Consider the following 24,360-nt stretch of genomic DNA (forward strand, 5'->3'; position numbering starts at 1 on the left):
ATATGAAAAATAAAGTAAGTGTAATTTTATGGTTATTGGCTTTATTTATAGGTTGTAACGTGCTCGTAGCTCAAGAATATAAATATGATGTAAACGTTTTTGGAAAAACAATTGGTACTGTTATAGCTAACAGAACTATAAAAGGAACTAAGATAGAATATTCAACAAATTCATTATCAATAATTCGTTTTTTTGGAAAAAAAGAAATAAGTACTATAATGAAAACATTATATGAAAATAATGTTTTAAAAAAGAGTTTTTATGAAGTGAAAAAGAATGGAAAAATACGAGAGAAGTCAACACTAGAATATTTAAATAGTACATATAATATTATTACTAACGGAGAAAAAACAAAACATACAAAACCAATACATTTAAGTACTATTATGTTAACGTATTATAAACCAAAAGACAAAGAAAAAGTATTTGAAGAGGTTGGAGGTTTTTATAAAAAAATAAAAAAAATAAAGGTTAATGAGTTTGAGTTAATAAATCCTAGAAGTAGGCATATAGATACTTACATTTATAATGATGAAGGTATTATGGAAAAATGTATTGTTAGAAAAACATTATTTAATTTTGAAATGATATTAAAGTCAAAGAATAAGCAAAAACTAGTAGGTAAATTATAAATAACTTAAAAAAGCCCATAATTTACGCTCTTCTAAATAATATAAATTAGTTTCATTACAGTAAGCTTCTCGTTCAAAACTTAAGTTTTTATATGCTAAGTGTTTGTTTTTGTATATAATTAACTTAATTAACCATTCAATAGCGTAAAATAAAAAAAAGAAAATAATAAGTAATTCTTGTTGTTGTTTTAGATGAATTTTTTCATGATTTACAAGCTCGTAATTATATCTTAAGTCCTTCCTTTTTAAAAATATAAAAGGGTATAAAGTTAGACCAATAAAGCCTTTAGGTATTATATGTTTTGATATAAAAATCATGGTTGTATTACAACATTTCTTGAGTTTGTAAAAATAATGAATTTTATAATATAGCATAAAAATCTCAAATCATCTATGAAGTTGTTTTTTCAAGAAATGAAGTTACTATAGGATTTCTGTTATTTTTATTCCATATAATAGATAAAGTAGTGCGTTGTGAAATATTGGTAAGTTCAATAAATTTTACACCCATAGCATATCCATGTTGAAGAGATTTAGGAACAATAGATAAGCCAAAATTATTTTCAACTAATTTATATATTGAGGCAGCATGTATGGTATTATGAGAAATAATTGGAGTGAAATCACTATCATCAAAAATTTGCATTACCTTTTCATAATAAGAGGGGCTATAAGAGGGATCAAATAATATAAAAGATTCGTCTTTTAATTGGTTTAAATTTTTAAAAGTATCTGAATTAATTGGATGGTTTTTAGGTAATACTAAGCAGAAAGATTCTTTTAAAATAGGTTTAATAACTAAGCCTCTAGGTACACGATCTAATCTTACAAAACCAACATCAATATCTTGAGATAATAAGCTATCAATTTGTTTATCATTATCCATTTCTTTTAGTCCAAATTGAACATTAGGATGTTCTTTTTTAAAGCGAATTAACAAATTAGGAATAATCTCTTGCATAGCCGAACCTACATATCCAAATTTTAATTGTCCATGTTTACCTTCTTGTAATAGCTTAGCATAGTTTAAAATATAATCAAGGTTTTTTAGGTTCCTAGTTAATTCAGTTTTTAAATACATACCAACAGGGGTTAATTGTACTTTTCTATTGTGCCTAACAAACAGTTGTATGTCTAAATCTTCTTCCATTTGTTTAATTTGTCTGCTTAATCCTGGTTGAGATATAAAAAGGCGTTCGGCAGCTTTCCTAAAGTGTAAATCTTCAGCTACAGCTAAGAAGTAACGAAAATGTCTTAATTCTATTTGATAACTCATGGTTATTATTTAATGATAAAGATGATATTGTTGGTTATCAAAAATAAAAATAACTTTGTAGAAAATGAAATAAAAGACATGTTTAAATACGGAATAGATCAGTTAACGGTAAATAAAGTAATTGCAATTGCCGAAGGAACTTTAAAAGCAGGTATAACAGCAGAAGCTAAGAGCAAAGTAGATGTATGTAGGAAGAAGGTAGATACAATGGCAAATTCTGATGCAGCTATCTATGGTATAAATACAGGTTTTGGACCATTGTGTGATGTGCAAATTACACCTCAAGAAACGAGTAAGTTACAAGAAAATTTACTAATTACACATGCTGTTGGAGTAGGGAATCCAATTGATAAAAAGCTATCTAAGATAATGATGATTTGTAAAGTACAAGCATTATGTCAAGGATTCTCTGGAGTACGTATAGAAATGATTGAACGTATCGTTTATTTTATTGAAAATGATTTATTACCAGTTGTTCCTGAGCAAGGTTCAGTTGGAGCTTCAGGAGATTTAGCGCCATTATCACATCTTTTTTTACCACTATTAGGTGAAGGTGAATTTTGGGTTGAAGATACAATACAACCAGCTAAAGGAGTATTAGCTAAAAATAATTTGGAGCCTTTAGTATTAGAAGCTAAAGAAGGTTTAGGTTTAATAAATGGAACACAATTTATTTTAGCACACGCTATTTTAGGTTTAAAAAAGATGGAATACCTTTTAGATTTAGCTGATGTAGCTGGAGCTATGAGTTTAGAAGGATATTCAGGTAATGTATCACCATTTAAAGAAGAGTTACATCAAATTCGACCATTTAAAGGGAATTTAAAAGTTGCTGAACGTATGCGAATGTTATTAAAAGATTCTCAAAACGTAGAAGATACAAGTTTTCCTAGAGTACAAGACCCATATTCAATCCGTTGTATGCCTCAGGTTCATGGAGCTTCTAGAAATGCATATTTTCATTTAAATGATTTGGCAGAAATAGAGATGAATTCGGTTACAGATAACCCTATAGTTTTAAGTGAAACGGAGGCGATATCTGGAGGGAATTTTCATGGGCAACCTTTAGCAATGGCATTAGATTATGCTTCAATTGCAGCATCTGAATTAGGAAATATAGCAGATAGACGATGTTATCTACTTTTAGAAGGAAAGTATGGATTACCAAGATTACTTACCGAAGCCGGTGGTTTAAATTCAGGTTTTATGATTCCTCAATATACTACAGCAGCTTTAGTAACTGAAAATAAATCATTGTGTTTTCCTCCATCAGCTGATAGTGTTCCAACCTCATTAGGACAAGAAGATCATGTTTCTATGGGGAGTATTTCTGGACGTAAATTCAATCAAATTCTAGGAAACATTGATAAAATATTTGCAATTGAGTTTATGTATGCTGCACAAGCTATGGACTTTAGAAGGCCAAATACATTTTCACCTATCATAGAAGATAATTTTAAGTTAATTAGAAGTGAAGTAGCAAAGTTAGAAGATGATAGAGTATTGAAAGATGATATTAATGCATTAATAAATATGGTTAAAAATCAAAAGTTTAAAGTAGCTTAAAAAAGACATTATGATGACATTTAAAGAACAAATAAAACAAGGAATTCCTAGTGAATTACCAGAAATGCCAATTTATGATTCGTCAATAAATAGAGCACCAAAGCGTAAAGATATTTTAACTGCTGAAGAAAAAAAATTAGCGCTAAAAAATGCATTACGTTATTTTGATAAAAAACATCACGAAGTATTATTACCAGAATTTAAGGAAGAGTTAGAGAAATATGGTCGTATTTATATGTATCGTTTTCGTCCAACATACAAAATGCATGCTCGTGATATTAAAGAGTATCCAGGGAAATCTACTCAGGCAAAGTCAATCATGTTAATGATTCAGAATAATTTGGATTATGCAGTAGCTCAACATCCACATGAATTAATTACTTATGGTGGTAATGGTGCAGTATTTTCTAATTGGGCGCAATACCTATTAACAATGAAATATTTATCGGAAATGACCGATAAACAAACGTTAACTATGTATTCTGGTCACCCTATGGGATTATTTCCCTCTCATAAAGATGCACCTAGAGTAGTTGTTACCAATGGTATGATGATATCGAATTATTCACAACCAGATGATTGGGAAAAGTTTAATGCGTTAGGAGTTACACAATATGGACAAATGACTGCTGGAAGTTATATGTATATTGGTCCTCAAGGTATTGTTCATGGAACAACTATTACTGTATTAAATGGTTTTCGTAAAATAAAAAAAGAACCTAAAGGGAATTTATTTGTAACTGCTGGGTTAGGTGGTATGAGTGGAGCGCAACCTAAAGCAGGAAATATAGCTGGTTGTATTACAGTTTGTGCTGAGGTAAATCCTAAAATTACTCAAGTACGTTTAGATCAAGGGTGGATTGATGAAAAAATTACTGATTTAGATCAATTGGTTTCAAGAGTTCGTTTAGCTAAAGAAAATAAAGAAGTTATTTCAATAGCATATTTAGGTAATATTGTTGAAGTATGGGAAAAATTTGACGAAGAAAATATCCATATTGATTTAGGTTCTGATCAAACATCATTGCATAATCCTTGGGCTGGAGGATATTATCCAGTAGATATTTCATTTGAAGATGCAAATGAAATGATGGCAAATAAACCTGAAGAGTTTAAAGGTAAAGTTCAGTCAACTTTACGTCGTCATGCAGCTGCTATAAATAAGCATACAGAAAAAGGTACTTACTTTTTTGACTATGGAAATGCTTTTTTATTGGAAGCAAGTAGAGCAGGAGCTGATGTTATGAGTTCTAATCCAACAATTGGTCGTGAGTTTAAGTATCCTAGTTATGTACAAGACATTATGGGGCCTATGTGTTTTGATTATGGATTTGGTCCATTCCGTTGGGTATGTACATCAGGAAAGCCAGAAGATTTAGCAAAAACAGACGCTATTGCTTGTAAAGTTTTAGAAAAGATAAAGAAAAAGTCGCCTATTGAAATTCAGCAACAAATGGCTGATAATATTCAGTGGATTAAAGGAGCGCAAGAAAATAAATTAGTAGTAGGTTCGCAAGCACGTATTTTATATGCTGATGCAGAAGGAAGAATGAAAATAGCAGAAGCCTTTAATAAAGCTATTAAAAAAGGAAAAATAGGGGCAGTTGTATTGGGGCGTGATCATCATGATGTATCAGGTACTGATTCTCCGTACCGAGAAACTTCAAATATTTATGATGGGTCTCGTTTTACAGCTGATATGGCAATACAGAATGTAATTGGAGATAGTTTTAGAGGAGCTACTTGGGTATCAATCCACAATGGAGGTGGTGTTGGCTGGGGTGAAGTAATAAATGGAGGTTTTGGCATGCTTCTTGATGGTTCTAAGGAAGCATCACGTCGTTTACAATCTATGCTTTTTTGGGATGTAAATAATGGAATAGCAAGAAGGAGTTGGGCAAGAAATGATGAAGCTATTTTTGCAATTAAAAGAGCTATGGAAGTTGAGAAAAAATTACAAGTAACGCTTCCAAATATAGTAGATGACGCACTGTTTGAAAATATGTAACAGTTTCAAGAATTAGAGTTTCAAGTTAAGCAATTTTAACTAATGAATGCTATAATGCTTGAAACTCTAAATTCTATAAAAAATGAAACTATCTAAATTACTATTCTTACCTATCATAGCTTTACTAGCTGTTTCTTGTGTCTCAGTAAGAGTTACTACAGATTACGATACCAAAGTAGATTTTTCTAAATACAAAACATTTGCTTTTTATAAAAAAGGTATTGATAAAGCACCAATTTCTGATCTTGATAAAAAACGTATAATGCGTGCTATTGAAGCTGAATTAATAGCGAAAGGAATGAAGAAATCATCTTCACCAGATGTTCTAGTTAGTTTATTTACAAAATCAAGAGAACGAATTAATGTAAATGATAATCGTTTTGGAGGATTTTGGTATCCATGGTATTATGGACCAAGTCCAATGAGGGTATCACAACACACTGAAGGAACTTTATTTATAGATTTATTAGACGCGGGTAAGAAAGAGTTGGTTTGGCAGGGTATTGGTACTGGAGCTTTAAGTGTAAGTAACGTAGAGCGAAAAGAAGCTCGAATTAAAGAATTTGTAAAAGAAATAATGGCTAAATATCCACCAGGAAGCCAAAATAAATAATTTTTTTTAGGGGATGAAAGAGGAGTTTTGAAATGTTTCAAACTCCTCTTTTTAATTTTAAATTAATAGTTAACCTCTAATGAGTACATACTTAATACTTGTAAGTAATCCATTGTTTTTTTACACTTTATAGAATTTGGTTCAAAAATCATTGCGTAATAATTAATTCCTCCAGTATAAGGGTCACAGCAAGGAATACATCTCCAAATAGTGTTACAAGTATCATTTGCTAATTTTTGCATTTGTTGGGTATATGTATTCATTTTATCACTTCCACATATAAATGAATAATAACCATTACATCCATTTGGTAAATCGATGTAAGTTTGTTGCATCATATTATTTTGTGCAAAAGCAAAGGTTTCATTACCGTCATTAACAATCAATTCATTGTAATGTTTTTCGTCATTGATTACAAATGAAGCAATAGACGTTTTATCATCTTTAATAGTTATAATGTTTCCTTGTTTTTTTCTTGTAGCAATAGCTATTATTGCAATAACAACATCTGATTTAGATGCGTAATAACTTTCATAAGGCTCTTTTGATTTTTCAGTAAGCTTATTAAAGTTATCAATACCTATTAGCTTAATAGCTTCTTCTTTGTTAACCTTCTCTAACTTATTATTGTTTGCATCGTAGCTTTTTGCTAATACAGGAAATCCGTTTTCTTTCCATGTATCATAATTTTTTAATGCTGAAACTGGTATTCCAAAATGAAGTTTTGGTAATTGTTTTAAAATAGTTGTGTAATTAATATTGTCTTCAGGATAAAGAGAACTATAAGTATTAATAAATACCTCCTTTAACGATGATTTAGGTAAAACATCATCTTTTATCGTTTCTGCTCTGAAGATGATATCATCTTCAATTACCAATTTGGCATTCATTATAAAATGATCTTCAAAAACATTGTTACTTTTAAGTATAACATGATCTTCAGTAACAAAAGCTTGTATTTTTTTCCAGGCCTCTTCGTTTTGAACAACTTTATTAAAAGTGGCAGAAACCTTTCTTATAAGAGGAATGTTTTCTGATCGTTGTTGAACAGTTAATGTTTCTTTTTTTTCGTTATCCAAAACATCAGAGTCTGTTGTTTGGCATCCCATTATTAACATACAGTAAATAAAAGGTAATAGAAATAATTTTTTCATAATAGTATATTTTATTTGCTACGAATATTCCATTTTTAAATAAAACCTAAAGGATATTGTTTCCGTATGAATAAAAATTTTTTCCGAAAAGAGCTTTTTTTTTGTAACAAAATAGCTTTTAAAGCTTCTAACATAGAAACTGAATAAAACCAACTAAATCAGATAATTATGAGATTAGTTATAAAAAACTTAACTAAAACCTATAAAAACGGGGTAAAAGCTATTGATAATTTAAATTTAGAGATAGGAACAGGGATGTTTGGTCTTTTAGGGCCTAATGGAGCTGGAAAATCATCATTAATGAGAACAATAGCAACATTGCAAATTCCAGATTCTGGAAGTATTTCTTTTGATGGAATTAATGTGTTAGAAAATCAAATGGCATTTAGAAAAATGTTAGGGTACTTACCACAGTCTTTTGGAGTATACCCTAAAATGTCAGCTGAAGATTTGTTAGATTATTTTGCAACGTTAAAAGGAATTAGTTCAAAATCTGATAGACAAAAAATTGTTAAAGAGGTTTTAGAAATAACTAATTTATATGAGGTAAGGAAAAAATACGTAGCAGGATATTCAGGAGGAATGAAGCAACGATTTGGAATTGCTCAATTATTATTAAACAATCCTAAGTTAATTATTGTTGATGAGCCTACAGCAGGTTTAGATCCAGCTGAACGTCATCGATTTTTAAATGTGTTAAGAGAGGTAGGAACGAATTGTACTGTTATTTTTTCTACACATATTGTAGAAGACGTAAAAGAGTTATGTAAAGAGATGGCAATTTTAAATGGTGGGCGTATTTTAAAACATACAACACCTGCAGCCGCAACAAAAGTAATAGAAGGGAAAATTTGGACTAAGATTATTGATAGAGATGATTTAGAAAGTAATGAAGCTACTTTTAATGTTCTTTCATCTAATTATAATCAAGATGATACATTAAATGTACGTGTGTATGCAGATGAAAAGCCTACAGAAGATTTTAAGCAAGCAGAACCACAACTTGACGATGTATATTTTATTGCATTAAAAGATGATCAGCCAGTAATGGCGTAACTATTTAACGAAATCATTTTTTAACTCAAAAAATAAAAGTACATGTTTTTTACAATATTTAAGCACGAATTAACATACTGGTTTAAGAAGCCAGCAATATACATATATGCAGCAATCTTCTTTTTGCTGGCATTAGTCTTATCAGCAAGTTCAGCAGGTATTTTTGATTCTTTAACAGTGACTACGGGGTCATCTAAAATAGTAAATTCTCCTTCGGCAATTAACGGAATGTTTAACACATTGGCTATTTTCTTATTCTTTTTATTTCCATCTATTATTGGTAGTTCGGTATATAGAGATTATAAGAGTAATATGCATTCAATTTTGTATTCGTATCCTTTTAATAAAGCTAATTATTTATCAGCAAAATTTTTAAGTTCTTTTTTAATAGTGCTATTAATTATTTTAATAGCTGGTTTAGGTTTGTTTTTTGGTTTTCGATTACCAGGAACAAACTCAGAGATAGTAGGTGCGTTTAATTTTTCAGCATATTTACATTCTTACTTAATATATATTATACCTAATGTATTGTTATTTGGAGTAATCGTTTTTGGAGTAGTTACCTTTTCAAGAAACATTGCTGCAGGTTTTATAACGGTATTATTATTAATGTTTGTACAAGGTGTTGCAGATAGTCTTTTATCGAATCCAGATAATCGTTTTTGGTCAGCTTTATTTGACCCTTTTGGAGGACAGGCAGCAAATTATTATACACGTTATTGGACAGTCGCAGAGCAAAACGAATTAATACTTCCGTTTAAAGGTGTAATAATTTATAATAGACTATTATGGTTAGGAATTGCTAGTTTAATATTAGCAGGGGTATATAAATTATTCTCATTTAGTCAGAATGCATTCACATTTAGTTTTAAAAAGAGTAAAGGAGAGCGTATTATTAAGCAAAATTTTGGAGGAATTACTCGTATTGAACTACCAAAAGTAAATTACGATTACTCATTCATAAATGATATTAAAACTACTTGGAAATTATCAAATATAGACTTTAAGTATATAATAACAAGCTTACCATTTATCAGTATTTTATTGGTAGGGTTAATATTTATTTTACTTACAGCTATGGGGGCGGGAGAATTATTCGGAACTAAAACATATCCTACCACTTGGCAAATGTTATTAATTCCAGGAAATACATTTAGTTTATTTATAAATTTAATGACATTCTTGTATGCAGGTATGTTAGTTCATAGAGCGAGCATTGCAGGAGCAAATCATATTATTGATGTTACGCCGGTAAAAAACTGGGCTTTGTTATTATCTAAATTTGCAGCCTTATTAAAAATGCAATTGGTAATGCTAGCAGTAATAGTTGTTGCTGGGGTGTTATTTCAAATTTATAAAGGGTATTATAATTTTGAATTAGGACACTATTTCTTTGAGGTATATGCGTTAAAGTTTATTCATTTTGTAATTTGGGCTATGCTAGCTTTGTTTATCCAATCGTTATTTAGAAATCCATACTTAGGTTTATTTGTATTGTTGGTAATAGCAATAGGAATACAGTTTTTAGGTTTGGCAGGAATAGAGCAGTCAATATTTAAATACAATCAAGGGCCTAGTTATTCATATTCAGACATGAATGAATATGGAGCTTCATTTAGTAGGTATTATACGTATAAAATTTATTGGTTTTTAGGAGGTTTAGTGGCTTTAATTTTAGCAGGTTTATTTTGGGTACGTGGTTTACCTCATTCTTTTAAAGAAAGGTTATCAATTTTAAAAGAAAGATTAACCATTAAATTAGTTTTAGGAATTGTAGTTTTATTGCTAGGCTTTTTTAGTCTCGGTAGTAGAATTTATTACGAAAATAACGTATTAAATATACGTAAATCATCAAAAGAGAGAGAGCAATTACGAGTTACTTGGGAAAAAGAATATAAAAAGTACGAAGGAAAAGCACAGCCTAGAATAGTAGCCGTTAATGTTGATATGAATATTTTCCCAAAGACAAGAGATTTTAAATCTTCGGGAACATATAAAATGATTAATAAAACTAACGAAACTATTGATAGTATTTTCTTAAATCATAATGATTACCCAAGTACATTTGAGTTTAATAAATTAAACAAATTGGTGTTAGAGGATACAATTCAGAATTTTGATATCTATAAATTTAATACGCCAATACAACCGGGAGATAGTTTAGAACTAAAATTTACAGTTCATAATAAACCAAATACATTTTTACGTAGTCATTCACCAGTATTGGCTAATGGAACGTTTATAAATAGTGGTATTTATCCATCATTAGGGTATTCTTCTGCAGGAGAACTAAGGGATGATAAAACGAGAGAAAAATTTGATTTACCAAAAAATAAATTACGTCCACATCCATCAGATAGCACTGCTTTAGGAAATACCTATATTTCTGGAGATAGTGATTGGATTGATTTTGAAGCTACTGTTAGTACAGATGAAGATCAAATAGCCATTGCTCCTGGCTATTTGCAAAAAGAATGGGTAAAAGACGGGCGTAAGTATTTTCATTATAAAATGGATAGTAAGATTTTGAATTTTTATGCTTTTAATTCTGCTAGATTTGAAGTGAAAAGAGATACATGGAAAGATGTTAATTTAGAGATTTATTATCATAAAGGACATGAATTTAATTTAGAAAGAATGATGGAAGGAATTAAAGCTTCTTTAGATTATAATTCAAAAAACTTTAGTCCTTATCAACATAGGCAAGTTAGAATTATTGAATTTCCAAGAACTGAAGGAAGTTTTGCTCAGGCATTTCCAAATACGATACCATTTTCAGAAGCAATAGGTTTTATTGCTGATGTAGATGATACCAATGAAGGTGGAGTAGACTATCCGTTTGCAATTACAGTTCATGAGTTAGCACACCAATGGTGGGCACATCAAGTTATTGGTGCTGATGTTTTAGGAGCTACAATGTTATCGGAAAGTTTATCGGAATATGTGTCTTTAAAAGTATTAGAGCATGAATACGGGAAATCTAAAATGCGTAAGTTTTTAAAGAAAAGTTTAGATGGATATTTGCAGTCACGTACTTTTGAGCGTAAACGTGAAAAACCATTAATGTATAATGATGGACAAGGATATATACGTTACCAAAAAGGATCTTTAGTATTTTATGCATTGAGTGATTATATTGGTGAAGAAAAATTAAACAATGCCTTAAAAGAGTATGTCGAAAAGGTTAAGTTTCAAGATGCTCCATATACAACATCAATAGAAATGGTTGATTATATAAAAAAAGCTACACCGGATAGCTTACAATATGTAATTAAAGATATGTTTGAAACCATTACGTTGTATAAAAACAGAATAACTAAAGTAACATCTAAGAAATTAGAGAACGGTAAATATCAAGTAGATATAGATTTTGAAGTTTCTAAATATCGTAATGATGAAAAAGGGAAGCGTTATTATGGTGAACAAGTAGGTGATACTTTATCATACAAGACAGAAAAAATGAAAAAACCTGTATTATCGGTTAAGTTAGCAGATTATGTTGATATCGGTATTTTTGGAGAAGAAGAAGTAGATGGAAAGAAAAAAGAAGTTGAATTATACTTACAAAAACATAAAGTAACTCAGATAAATAATAGAGTATCTATTATAGTTGATAAAAAACCTGTTGAAGTAGGTGTAGATCCATACAATAAATTAATTGATACAAAATCTGACGATAACCGAAGGAAGTTGTAAGTTTTAATTGATTTAGTAATTTTAGCAAGTGATGATTTTAAATTGTCACTTGTTTTTTTATTATCAATTTGCTACCCATTCTTTTAAGTCGTTAATGTCGTTGAAAATTAGATTAACGGATAAATCAACAGAGTCAATTTCTATTTTTGAGTACTTATCTGGCATTAATGCTGTAAACGCGCCTTTTGTTGGATGATTGAAATTATAATGTATTCCGCTTAAAAGGGTATCATAAGCTACATATTCAAAAGATAATTTTTTAAGAGTAAAATCAGTAATCATAATATTATTTTTTAAGTTTCTTATTGTAAAATTAAAAAAGGAAGATGGTTGTTATGTAGGAGATTAGATGGATTCCCTTAAAGTATAGATGAATGAAAATTAAAATAGATTAAATGTTGATTTTTAATTGTTTAGTGGTTTTTGAAAAAGGTTATAAAATACTTTACAACCTTTTTTATTGTTAGTTTACATGAATCTTTTTGTTGATAGACCCGTTTTTAGAGGTTATTTTGATAAGGTAGATTCCAGAAGTTATTTTTGGTATACCAATAATTATTTTACCATTAGATTTGAATTTTTTTTCAATTATTTTTTTACCAAGTATAGTATATAGACTTAAAGAAGCTTTATCAGACTGTAATCCAGTTATTGTTATTTCGTTTTTAGAAGATTGGTAAGTACTTACATTTTCTAATATTTGGTTATTATTACTAGAACTTAATTTTTGAGAAGTAGTATGAATGTAAAATTGTCCAATACCATCGACATTATTTTTAAGGGTACTAGTATAATTTTCTTTAGATAAGTTAGTAAAAGTATTATGAATTCTATCTTCTAAATATACTTGAATATTAGAAGGTAAGTTAGTAGACTTGGCAGAAAATTCTATTGTTTTTCCTGCATCAAATTTTAAACCAATAGGAACAATTATCGTTTCTAAATTATTAATAGGTAAGGATTGAATAGCAAAATTTTTGCCTTTATTATTGCTAACTAATTGAGAATAGATTGCAAAACTTGAAGAAATACCATTAAACATTGTACCGTCATAACCATTATCAAAACCAGTAGTTGCTTCATTTAAATAGAACAATTTGGTTGACTTAGTATTTTTGTTTTCTGTTACTGTTACATTAATTTCTGTTTTTGTATTTCGTTGGAAGGTATCAGATTGATGACTTTGATTAGTTTTACTAAAGGTAATATTGGTATTACGATTAGCACTAACAAAAAAACCTTGAGTAGGTGATATTTGAAAGCTACCATCTATACCGCCCATTTTTAAATCATAACTATTAGTTGCTTGATTCCATAGCCAAATTGTTTCCTCAGATAAAGCAGTTGAATTATCAGTAAAGAAAGTACTAAGATTAATGTAAGATGTAAATGGATTTCCTATTAAATTAAAATTATTGGTAGCTTGGGTAATAGGATAAGTAATGGTGCCTGTATTTATTTCACCAGTAAATTTTAAATCGCTAGGAACATTTAATTTAACAGAATACCCTTTTCCAGAAGTAATTACTCCAGTTGAGTTGTTTGATAGATAGTTCCAGGCTGATCCATCATTTTTATATGGAGCAATGCCGATATTTTTATTTGGACCAGTAGCAAAATCATTATAAGCAATTAAGTTTTCAATAGTTTCTGATTTTAATGGAGAAGCGACTAAATACCAATTATTAGTAGCTAAACTTCTTCTATAAGTTATGTCTCCATTTAAGTGTGCATTCGCAATTAATGAAGCCCCAGAAGCTAAGGTTACTTTTTTTATAGATGTAGAAGAGTTAACTGTAGGCTGATTTGTAGTTTTTAAAATTAAAACTTCATCAGAAGTTGATGGAATTTTATCTGTACTCCAGTTTGAAGAAGTATTCCAGTTTGAATCAACAGCACCTTTCCACGTTATTGTAGAAAAAGGTAAATCTGTGGTGTTATATTTACCGGGTGTAGCCTTTTGCGGATTGGAGGTAATTAATGAATGTTTTACAAAGTTGCCAGTTAAATCATCATTTCTGCCAATGGATTGATCTGCATTTGCTTCACTTCCGTAGGTATATGTTGTAATTATTACACCGTTGTTGTTTTTTAAAGTTACTGTATCTCCAGTATTATTTAAACTAATACGTCCTGTTGAAGCAGCTAATGATATTCCAGAAATATTAGTAGGAGCACCTCCACCAAAAATAACTACAGATCCACCAGCTGGTATTGTTATATTTCCAAAAGTATGTCTAATAGAACTATTGTCAGAAATGGTGTAGTCTGTAAGAATGTGAGGGGTAACGTCAGTGTTAACTAATTCAATAAACTCGTCTTGTGAAGTACTAATTGTACCATCTCCATTTGCATCAATTCCAGTTGGATCAGCTAAAATTTCATTAATAATAATTTTAGATAAATCGTCATCTATTATAACTAAAGTATGAGTGCTAATATTTATATCGGCAACTCCATTAGTAATAGTTAATTTTAAAATGATTGTTTCATTGTCCATATCAAGGTCATTATTAATATCTAAAGAGATATTTTTAGTTCCGTTAGAAGTAAAAATTAATGAAGATGTATTTAATGAATAGTCTGTTGCTTCTGCCGTACTATTACTGTCAATTGTAATATTAATTGTAGCGTTGGATGTATAATTGGAAAATGAGAGAGGTATTTGTTTATTGAAAGTGGTGTTTGTTTCATTAATAGAACTAGTACTGGTTTTAAAACTTACAGTAGGATTAGTTGATGGAGTTTTACCTTCAACTAATATGTCATCGATCCATAATAAACCAGCTCTAGACTTAGTGTATTGAAAATAAATTCCAAAATAGTTTTTTATAATATAATCATTGTTAGTAACACTTCCTTTAAGATCTAAAGAATCAAATCCTCCGTTTTCGTCAATAAATAATTTCCATAAACCATTTGTGCTTCGTGTAACTTTAATACCTTTAATTTCATTAGCATCCCAATCAATAGCGGTAGTAATTATAGATGTATCTACTGTTCCGTTTGTTACTTTCCATAAGGTTAAAATGTCTGAAGTACCGGTTAAGTTAACCCCAATTGCATATCCGTTTATGGTTGATGAACTTAAGTTTGATTCACTAGCAGTTAAATAAATCCAAAATTTATTACCCCCAGATGGGTCCCAATTCCCATTTTTTAAGTTGAATTGCCAAGTTATATCTTGTGTAGTTAGATCTAAACTGGAAATACTTTTACTGATATAACTTTTTCCAGCTGTATTTGATAGATTATGTTTTAATGAATGAGAACCATTAATTGGAGAGGTTGTAGAACTTGTCCAGTGACCATTTGTTCCTTGAGTCCAACCTGTAATGGCACCATTGTCAAAATTATCATTAATTTGTTGACTATAGGTTGAAGTGATTAAAAAATAGGGCAATAGAAGAGCTATCGCATAAGCGAGACAATTTTTTCTTTTCATGATTTTTCTTTTTCAGATTCTAAACTTAGAAAAAAAATAATTAGTAGAAAAATATTATTTGATATTTTTTTTATTTAATTTACTGATTCATAGGTGGTAATGGGGTTTTTTGGTTTGAGATAAGAGATATAAAAAAACCTCAAGAAATTTCTTGAGGCTTTTTTATGTATGCTGGTTTAAAATTAAAACCCTGGTGCTTCAGGACTTTGTGCCTGCGCTTTTTTAGGGTTTAATAATATATAGGTTCCTAAGGCTGTTAGGGCTGTATATTTACCATAATTTCCTATTTTTTTAAGAGCTTCTTTACGAGTTATATCGGTGTCGTTATTTTTAACTTGTTTTTTCATGGTCATACTTTTTAATTATTGAACTATAATTTTCTTACTTAACTTTCCTAATTCAGTTGATAGCTCTACTACATATACTCCTGATGCAATTTCAGGAAGGGAAATAGTTGAAACACCATTAGTTCTGAATTTTTTAGTAGTAATTTTTTTACCAAGTATAGAGTAAACAGTTAAAGAAGCTTTTTCTGATTGTAATCCAGCTACTGTTAATTCATTTTTAGAAGATTTGTATATACTTACGTTTTCTAATAATTGATTAGTATCACTAGTACTTAACTTTTGAGAAGTTGTATGAATATAAAATTGACCTATACCTTCAGCATCACTTTTAAGGCTAATAGTGTAGTTTTCTTTAGATAAATTAGTAAAAACATTGTTTGTTCTATCTTCTAAATACATGTCAATACCGCTAGGTAAATTAGTACCTTTAGCAGAGATTTCTATCGATTTTCCAGCTTTAGCTTTTAAACCAATAGGAACAACTATGTTTTCATAATCTTTATTTGGTAAAGCTTGAATAGCAAAATCAATACCTTTACTATCACTAACTAAATGAGTAAATGTTTTAAAGGTAGCGTTTGTACCTGTAAAAGTACCAACATCTGATCCTGGATCTAAACCTTTAGTTTTGTTTTCTATATATCTAATTTTTGTTGAAGATGTGTTTTTATCTTCAGTTACATTTAAAATTATCTCAGGATAACTTACAGAGTTACCTTTTAAAAATACATTACCAGTTTGATGTGTTTCCATAGCTTCCGTAAAGCTTACAGAAGTTCCACCTGCATCAGGAGCATGAACAAAAAATGCTTGTCCTGGTGCAATATAAAAAGCAGCATCATCAACAGTTTTTTCTACATAAGCCGAACCGTTCCATAAGTATAAACCAGCTCTTGAAGGATCAAGGTTACCAGCATCAATGTTTACTTTCAAAAAGTTATTAGTAGCATCAGCTGCATTACTAGCATGTAATGATGCAGTAAATGGGTTACCTACTAAATTCCATCTGTTTCCAGCTGGATTATCACCACCATCCGTAATTAGGAAAGTTTTGTCAGTAGTATTTAGAGTACCTGAAAAATTTATGGTACCACCTGTACTTTTTTGTATTGAATACCCCTTACCAACAGTAAATGTTCCTGCACTTGCAATATCATTTGATCCAGCTGCTGTAGTGTAGTGATTCCAACGAGAAGCGCTTACAACATTATTTACATAAGGAGCAATAGCATATTTGTTACCACTAGTACTTACATTTCCTGAAAAATCATTAATGTTTTTACCAGAAATTGGAGAAGCAACTAAATGCCAATTGGTAGATAAATATCGGTGATAATCAACATTGCTAATTCCCGTATGGTTTCCTTTAACAATTAAAGAACCATTGTTAGAAGCGTTAGATAATATGTTTAATGTACCATTTTGGTTAAGGTTTCCCTCAACTGTAATAGATTGACCGCTTAATATATTAAAAGATCCACCGATACTTATACTTAAATCGTTTATGGTAACATTACTAACATCTAAATTAATAGTATTTGTGCCTACATTAACATTATCAGTACTAATAGGTAGCCTACCTAATGACCAGTTACTTGGTACAGACCAATTTCCGCTAGCAACAGCATATGCATTTGTTTGATTTGATTCTGATGTAAAGTTCAAAGAAGTAGCATCAGAAATACCAGCATAATTATTATTAGCTGCATCTTTAAAAGCTGTATTAGCTATTTGAATATAATACCCAGTATTTAAATCAAAATCAGAACTAGGATTAATTGTGGCAGTATTCGTACTTATAGTAACAGAAGCAGTTGTAACGTCTATCGTTTCAACAGTACTATTGTCTAATGATTTTTTGATAAGTATGTTACCAGTACCTTTGCTAATGTTTTCATTAAATGTTAATACTATATTTTGCGAAATAACAACTCCAGTAGCATCATCTGCTGGATTAGAGGATGTTAAATTAGGAGTAACTCCATCAATAACAATTGCTTTATTAGCACCTAATGAGTTAGCAGCACCAGGACTAGGTAATGTTAAAGAAGCATTATTCCCAGAAGCATCTTGAATACTAGTACCGGCAGTTAATGAATTTGTAGCTACATAATCTAAATCAGCAGTTACATCACCAGCTTGAACAGTATATGTAAATTGTAAAGTATTGGTTCCACTACCAGTTCCATTATAGTTTACAGTTCTATCGGTAGTTCCAGTTTCTAAAGTTATTTGAGGAGTTCCAGTAACAGTAACAACTTCTGAGAAAGTAACAGTAACTATAATATTATCTCCAGCTTTATAAGTTCCATTAGCTGTTGAAGAACTTACACTCGTTACAGTAGGAACAACTCCATCAATAACTAATGCTTTATTAGCACCTAAAGAATTTGCAGCTCCAGGGCTAGGTAAAGTTAAGGTAGCATCTTTACTACCAGAATCTTGAATACTAGTACCGGCAGTTAATGAATTTGTAGCAACATAATCTAAATCAGCACTTAAATCCCCAGCTTGAACAGTATACGTAAACTGTATCGTATTTGTTCCACTACCAGTTCCGTTGTAATTTACAGTTCTATCTGTAGTTCCAGTTTCTAAGGTTATTTGAGGAGTACCAGTAACAGTAACTATTTCAGAGAAAGTAACGGTAACTATTACATTATCGCCAACTTTATAGGTACCATTGGCAGTTGAAGAACTTATACTTGTAACAGTTGGTGCTACTGCATTTGAAATTACTGTAGTTGTATTGTTAGTATCTGTATCTGTATTATCATTTATAACTACAGTAAAAGTAGTTGTTTCAGATGTACTTGTTCTATTATCAGTAGGATTAAAAGATAAAGCTCTAAGTTTTGCTTGCAAGTCAGCAGGTGAAGTACTAGCAATAGCATAAGGACCAGTACCAGTTAATCCAGTACCAGATAAAACACCTTTAGCATTAGTATCTAAAGTAATAGTTGCTGAAAGATTATCTCCGTCTGCATCTGTAGTTGTTATAGCAGAAAAAGGAGATACTGTAGCATTATCATTTACCGTTTGACCTGCAGACGTACCTGCTATTACTGGAGCTGTGTTTGAGACTGCAGCTACTATAACCATGCTATCTAATGACCAGCCTCCAATAAAGGGAGATGAAGGTGTTAATATTAATTCATCAATATCTGCAAAAGATCCTGTTGTTGGATTTGTTAAATCTACATTTATTAATGTATTGTGCCCTACTGTAATAGTTTTTGTTCCAACTTCTATTCCATCTTTTTTTCCTGATGCTGTAAATGATTGAGTTGTAGCTCCTGAGTTATATTCGTATGCAAAATCAAAACTTGTAATACCAATTTCACCACCAGAATCTGTAGATAAAGTTGATGAATTAGTTGTTCCTGAAGAATCACCTCCAAAAAATAAAGAAGCTTCTGCTCCTCCAGCTGTAGAATTTGTACCAGCTCCATTTCCTGATAATGCAAAAGCAATAATTCTTGAATTTGAAGAGGTCATAGATACATCAAATCCATTTAATAAAGCATTAGCACTTTGATCAGCACTTGGGTTTAAAGTATTGGCGAGAACTGTAGTTGAAGTTCCAAATTCCATAGTTCCTGGAGTTTGTCCATACAGTTGTTTTGATAATACAAACAGAAGGATTAATAGAAGTTTTAAGTAATAATGTTTCATTATTTATTATGTGTTTGGTTAAGTTTTTTAAATATAATAAAAACTATTTGATATATAGTAACTTAGAATTAATTTATAAGAGATTTTTGTGTAAAAACTCTAATGAAAATTCATTAGAGTCTTAGTTTGAAAAAAAATATAAATTTAACTTTTTAATTTCTTGAAGGAAACACACCTTGAAGAGCTATAATATAATTTGTTGTTAAATATGGTTGCATATTATTGTGTGCTTGGTTTCCTCCATTGTTTAAAATGTTTAAACCAGCATTCCCACTTAAGGTTTGCCCGTTTACAACATTTCCTGCAGTAGGTGGGCCAAAAGATTTTACTTTTGTAGCACTTAGACCACTACCATATTCAGCGGCAGCAGGGACATCTCCAGCTTGAGGAGTTTCGTTTACTGCAGCACTAGTACTTAATTGTACATGTTGGTCAGTTGCTCCGTTGTTACTTGTTAAGTGATTATGCGAAGGCATTTCAAGAGTTGTTAACGTATGTACTTCTTGACCACTTCTTGATCCTAATCTACGATCAGATAATCCTGGTCCACGACCTGAACTAATTGCAGCTCTACCACGTAAATCTGGTAATGCAAATGTTGTCCTTCCATCTCCTCCATAAATTGTTCCTAAAATAGAAAATAAAGCAGAGTTTTGTGCTATGGGTAATAATTGACCTTCACATAAAGCCCAACCTCTTGGAGCAAAATTTCCTCCGAATAATACGATTTGTCCTAAAAATGGATCCATAATAATAAAATTTAGTAGTTAATATTTAATTTAAAATTGTTAATACCATACAGAGACAAATTATAATAGGTTGTCCTGCTAATCATAATCCATACAAAAAGGTATAGATTTTAAGAGTCTTATTTAAAGTGAGTTATTTAGTTTTCTTATCTCAAATGTAGGAATAGACTTTTCTAATTTTTGCAAATAAGACCTAAGTGATATTTATTGAGGCGTAAGTGTATTATTTTTTGGAATATGTGTGATTTCATGTTTTTTGCTTTAAGCAAAGGAAGAAATTTTCAAAGCAAATTTTTATTTTTTGTGAAGTTTGAGCTCTTTTTTGTGAAGTTGTATAACATTAAACTATTTCTGTGTTATTATAAGGAATTAAGAAAGTGTTTAATTTATAAAAACATCTTGTATTTATTGAGGTTTAAGCTCCATGCTATTGAATAACAATTAATAAAAGAGTTGAATGATATTAATAAAAAGGGAAAGGCGTATTAGTTTTTTCTCCAGAAAAAAGGAGTTAATAATATTAAAACTGTAAAAAGTTCTAAACGACCAATAAGCATTAAAAATGAACAGAACCATTTTGCACCAACTGATAAATGAGAAAAATTATCAACAGGGCTAACAGAGCCAATAGCAGGCCCTATGTTCCCCAAAGAAGAAGCACAAGCACCTAAGGCAGATTTAATATCTAAGCCTAAAAATGCTAGAATAACTGTTCCTAGAATAAAAATTAGCATGTATAAAACAAAGAAAGATAGAATGTTGAATACAATGGTCTGACTAACTGCTTTACCATCATAACGAACAGGTATAATGGCATTTGGGTGTAATGATTTTTTAAATTCTAAAAAGCTACTTTTAAGTAGAATAATATGACGTACTATTTTTACACCACCAGAAGTTGATCCGGCAGACCCTCCTAAGAAAAATAACGAAAAGAATATTGCCGTAATAAAAAAGTTCCACATGGTAAAATCGGCAGTTACAAAACCTGTAGTTGTAATTACTGAAATAACAGAGAAAAATGAATGACGAAAAGCACTTTCTACTTTTCCAAATACCATTGGGTGTTCAATACTAGTATTTAAATTATGATCTTGAAAAAAGATGATAGTTACTGCAATAATTGTTGAAATACCTATTACACTAAATAAATAATATTTGAATTCTTCGTTTTGTAAAACTTTTTGAATTTTTCCTTTTAAAGCAAAATAAGTAAGTACAAAGTTAGTACCAGCTATAAACATAAATATAGCTATAATGTATTGTATAATAGGCATGTTATTATAATAAGCTACACTAGAGTTCTTTGTTGAAAAACCTCCAGTACTTACAGTAGCCATGGCATGGTTAATGGCATCAAACCAAGTCATACCAGCAACTTTTAATAATATAAATTCAACAAATGTTAAAAGAACATAAATTAACCACAAGCGTTTAGCTGTATCAGTTATTCTAGGGTGTAATTTATCAGCAGAAGGACCAGGAGCTTCAGCCATAAATAATTGCATTCCTCCTATACCCAATAGCGGAAGAATAGCTATGGTAAGTACTATAATTCCCATACCACCAATCCAATGTGTTGCACTTCGCCAAAAAAGAATTCCTTTTGGCATAGATTCAATGTCTGTTAATATGGAAGATCCAGTTGTTGAATACCCAGAAATAGTTTCAAAAAAAGCATCAGGAATTGACGAAATAGCACCAGATAATAAGTAAGGAAGCATTCCAGTACATGACAATGTTAACCATCCTAAAGTAACAATTAGATATCCTTCTTTTTTTTGAATTTTTTTTGAATTAGGCTTGTTAAAGAAAAAAAGTAAAAGCCCAATTGCAACGGTTATTATTCCTGCATTTAAAATTCCTAAAACAGCATTTTCATTATGGTATAAGCTAAAAGGGATGGCAAGCCACATAAACAAGCCATTTAAAACAGCAGTTATACCTAAAAAACGATAAATAAGTTTAAAGTTAAGATTTTCCATTAGTTGAATAAATCTTCTACAATTGATATTGCTTCTGGTAAACAAAACACAATAGCTTTGTCACCACTTTTTAGTTGAAAATCACCAAAAGACATTAACGCTTTTCCATCTCTAATTACACCTCCAATAATGGCTTCTCTAGGGAAACGTAGCTCTTTTACTACTTTTCTTGTAACTCTTGCATTTGGTTGAACTTCAAATTCAAAAACTTCCGCATCAATATTATGTAAATTAGCTAATGCTAAAATTTCACCTTTACGGATATGGCGAAAAATATTACTAGCCGCAATTAATTTTTTATTAATTAGTGTGTCAATACCAATAGTTTGAGAAATATTAATATAATCCATATTTTCAACTAAAGCCACTGTCTTTTTTACTCCTTTTGATTTAGCTACTAAACAAGACATGATATTTGTTTCAGAATCACCAGTAACAGCAACAAAAGCATCCATTTCTCGAATGTTTTCTTCTTCAAGGAGTTCTAAATCTCTTCCATCTCCATTAATAACAAGTGTGTTTCTAAGATTTTCAGCTAATTGTAAAGCTTTTTCTTTTTTACGCTCAATTAATTTTACTTTAAAATTATCAATACATAAATTCCTTGCTGTTTTTTCTCCAATACTACTACCACCAAGAATCATTACATTATTAATATCAACATGTTCTTTTCCTATAATAGGATGTAACTTTTCAATACTATAGCTGGGTACAGAAAAATAAACTTGATCATTCATTTTATATACAGTATCACCACGAGGAATAATAGTTTGTGCTATTCCTTCTCTTTTTATGGCAATAGTAATAAAATCAACTAGGCAATATTTCTCTTTAACTTCTTTAACTGTTAAATCTAAAATAGGAGACTTATAACCTAAAGTTGTTCCCATTATATTGAAAACACCATTTTCAAAAGCTACTGTGTCATTAAAAGAAGATTGATTTAAAAGAAGTTTAATTTCTTTAGCAGCCAACTCCTCAGGAGAAATCATAAAGTCTACACCATAATCTTTAAAGTTGATAACATCATTATTTAAAAATTCTGGGTTGTTTATTCTAGCAATAGTTTTTTTAACGCCTAAGGCTTTACCAATAACAGAGATTGTAAAATTTGTATTTTGACTTTCAGTTACAGCTAATAAAAGATCTGCAGAGTTGATACCAATCTCTTTCAGTAATTTAATAGAAGTAGCATCACCTTTTTTGGTAATAACATCTAAATGATTATTGATGTAATTAAGTTTGTCTCCGTCAAAATCGATTACATAAGTATCTTGAGACTCATAAGAAAGTAATTTAGCCAAATGAAAACCTACGTCTCCAGCCCCGGCTATGATAATCTTCATATTTAAAATTAAAAAAGATAGAGTACAAAGATACTGTGCTTGGTTGGGTTGTGCAAAAAATGATTTATATTTATCATTAAAAAGAAAAATTGCACAATGAAAAAATTAGCTATAAAATCTTGGTCTCAAGATGATAGACCTCGTGAAAAACTATTGTTAAAAGGAAAAAATACATTATCAGATGCTGAGCTTATTGCGATATTAATAAGTTCTGGTAATAGAGAAGAAAGCGCAGTAGATTTATCTAAAAGAATATTACAATCAGTAGGGAATAATCTCAATAATTTATCAAAATTATCCATTGAAGAGTTAATGCACTTTAAAGGAATAGGGGAGGCAAAAGCTACAACTATTGTTACTGCATTAGAATTTGGTAAAAGAAAACAATTTGAAAAAAAACAACAAATAAGTAAAATAACATCTTCATTTGATGTTGCAAAAATAATGCAACCTATAATAGGAGATTTGGAACACGAAGAATTTTGGGTGTTGTATTTAAATAATTCAAATAAAATTTTAGCAAACCATCAAATAAGCAAAGGTGGGTTAACTGCTACTTTAGTTGATGTTCGAATTATATTTAAAAAAGCATTGGAACTTTTTGCCGTTGGGTTAATATTGTGTCATAATCATCCGTCAGGTAAATTAATACCAAGCAATTCAGATATTGAATTAACAAAAAAAATAAAGAAAGCAACTTTTACATTAGACTTAAAATTATTAGATCATTTAATAATTACTGAAAAAGCGTATTTTAGCTTTGCAGATGAGGGAGTTTTATAAAAAACTTAAAACTTTGCTACTTATAAAAT

Annotated in this window: 17 protein-coding genes; 7 read left to right on the forward strand and 10 right to left on the reverse strand. The window is 30.2% G+C overall.

The genetic code is table 11. The annotated features are described in order from the left end of the window. Positions 1–2 precede the first annotated feature (2 nt). Complete coding sequence (locus BLV71_RS11000; protein ID WP_093870595.1) at positions 3–632, forward strand: DUF6134 family protein; 630 nt, start codon at positions 3–5, stop codon at positions 630–632. On the opposite strand, the gene BLV71_RS11005 is transcribed toward BLV71_RS11000, so the two are convergent. After that, the gene (locus BLV71_RS11005) at positions 627–950 is read right to left on the reverse strand and encodes a hypothetical protein (RefSeq protein WP_093870596.1); all 324 of its coding nucleotides are present in this window, start codon (positions 948–950) and stop codon (positions 627–629) included. The genes BLV71_RS11000 and BLV71_RS11005 overlap by 6 nt on opposite strands. Positions 951–1,023: 73 nt before the next feature. After that, positions 1,024–1,908, reverse strand: coding sequence for a LysR family transcriptional regulator (locus BLV71_RS11010; protein WP_093870597.1), 885 nt, complete (start codon positions 1,906–1,908; stop codon positions 1,024–1,026). A 78-nt stretch (positions 1,909–1,986) separates the two neighbouring features. On the opposite strand from BLV71_RS11010, the gene hutH reads away from it, so the two are divergent. The 3 genes from hutH to BLV71_RS11025 all read left to right on the forward strand — a co-directional run bounded on the left by hutH (position 1,987) and on the right by BLV71_RS11025 (position 6,095). After that, complete coding sequence (gene hutH / locus BLV71_RS11015) at positions 1,987–3,474, forward strand: histidine ammonia-lyase (RefSeq protein WP_093872010.1); 1,488 nt, start codon at positions 1,987–1,989, stop codon at positions 3,472–3,474. 13 nt (positions 3,475–3,487) lie between these two features. Then, positions 3,488–5,482, forward strand: a complete 1,995-nt coding sequence (locus tag BLV71_RS11020) for a urocanate hydratase (protein WP_093870598.1) — start codon at positions 3,488–3,490, stop codon at positions 5,480–5,482. Between the two features lie 82 nt (positions 5,483–5,564). Beyond that, positions 5,565–6,095, forward strand: a complete 531-nt coding sequence (locus BLV71_RS11025; protein WP_093870599.1) for a DUF4136 domain-containing protein — start codon at positions 5,565–5,567, stop codon at positions 6,093–6,095. 62 nt (positions 6,096–6,157) lie between these two features. Here the strand turns inward: BLV71_RS11025 and BLV71_RS11030 are convergent, their stop codons facing one another. Beyond that, positions 6,158–7,249, reverse strand: coding sequence for a hypothetical protein (locus tag BLV71_RS11030; protein ID WP_143032781.1), 1,092 nt, complete (start codon positions 7,247–7,249; stop codon positions 6,158–6,160). Between the two features lie 168 nt (positions 7,250–7,417). On the opposite strand from BLV71_RS11030, the gene BLV71_RS11035 reads away from it, so the two are divergent. Both BLV71_RS11035 and BLV71_RS11040 read left to right on the forward strand, forming a co-directional pair. Further along, positions 7,418–8,305, forward strand: coding sequence for an ABC transporter ATP-binding protein (locus tag BLV71_RS11035; RefSeq protein WP_093870601.1), 888 nt, complete (start codon positions 7,418–7,420; stop codon positions 8,303–8,305). A 42-nt stretch (positions 8,306–8,347) separates the two neighbouring features. Next, positions 8,348–12,001 (forward strand): ABC transporter permease/M1 family aminopeptidase, encoded by a 3,654-nt coding sequence (locus BLV71_RS11040; protein WP_093870602.1) that lies wholly within the window; start codon positions 8,348–8,350, stop codon positions 11,999–12,001. Positions 12,002–12,064: 63 nt separating this feature from the next. Here BLV71_RS11040 and BLV71_RS11045 read toward each other — a convergent pair whose 3' ends face one another. The 7 genes from BLV71_RS11045 to trkA all read right to left on the reverse strand — a co-directional run bounded on the left by BLV71_RS11045 (position 12,065) and on the right by trkA (position 23,548). Beyond that, entirely contained in the window at positions 12,065–12,283 is a 219-nt protein-coding gene (locus BLV71_RS11045) for a hypothetical protein (RefSeq protein WP_093870603.1), read from the reverse strand. A gap of 181 nt (positions 12,284–12,464) precedes the next feature. Continuing rightward, positions 12,465–15,446 carry a lamin tail domain-containing protein gene (locus BLV71_RS11050; RefSeq protein ID WP_093870604.1) on the reverse strand — a complete coding sequence of 994 codons (2,982 nt, stop codon included), beginning with the start codon at positions 15,444–15,446 and terminating at the stop codon, positions 12,465–12,467. A gap of 182 nt (positions 15,447–15,628) precedes the next feature. Further along, entirely contained in the window at positions 15,629–15,793 is a 165-nt protein-coding gene (locus BLV71_RS18585; protein ID WP_176974390.1) for a hypothetical protein, read from the reverse strand. Between the two features lie 15 nt (positions 15,794–15,808). Continuing rightward, positions 15,809–19,468: an Ig-like domain-containing protein gene (locus tag BLV71_RS11055; protein WP_093870605.1), complete on the reverse strand. Its 3,660-nt coding sequence runs from the start codon at positions 19,466–19,468 to the stop codon at positions 15,809–15,811. A 152-nt stretch (positions 19,469–19,620) separates the two neighbouring features. Then, positions 19,621–20,217, reverse strand: a complete 597-nt coding sequence (locus BLV71_RS11060) for a phage tail protein (RefSeq protein ID WP_093870606.1) — start codon at positions 20,215–20,217, stop codon at positions 19,621–19,623. A gap of 485 nt (positions 20,218–20,702) precedes the next feature. Then, positions 20,703–22,202 (reverse strand): TrkH family potassium uptake protein, encoded by a 1,500-nt coding sequence (locus tag BLV71_RS11065; protein WP_093870607.1) that lies wholly within the window; start codon positions 22,200–22,202, stop codon positions 20,703–20,705. Further along, positions 22,202–23,548 carry a Trk system potassium transporter TrkA gene (trkA, locus tag BLV71_RS11070; protein WP_093870608.1) on the reverse strand — a complete coding sequence of 449 codons (1,347 nt, stop codon included), beginning with the start codon at positions 23,546–23,548 and terminating at the stop codon, positions 22,202–22,204. The genes BLV71_RS11065 and trkA overlap by 1 nt, the downstream gene beginning before the upstream one ends. Positions 23,549–23,644: 96 nt before the next feature. Here trkA and radC point away from each other — a divergent pair, with 96 nt between their 5' ends. Continuing rightward, a complete protein-coding gene (gene radC, locus BLV71_RS11075) occupies positions 23,645–24,331 on the forward strand; it encodes a RadC family protein (RefSeq protein ID WP_093870609.1) in 687 nt (228 codons plus the stop codon). Positions 24,332–24,360: the final 29 nt, after the last annotated feature.

Source organism: Tenacibaculum sp. MAR_2010_89, assembly GCF_900105985.1.
Taxonomy (GTDB): domain Bacteria; phylum Bacteroidota; class Bacteroidia; order Flavobacteriales; family Flavobacteriaceae; genus Polaribacter; species Polaribacter halocynthiae.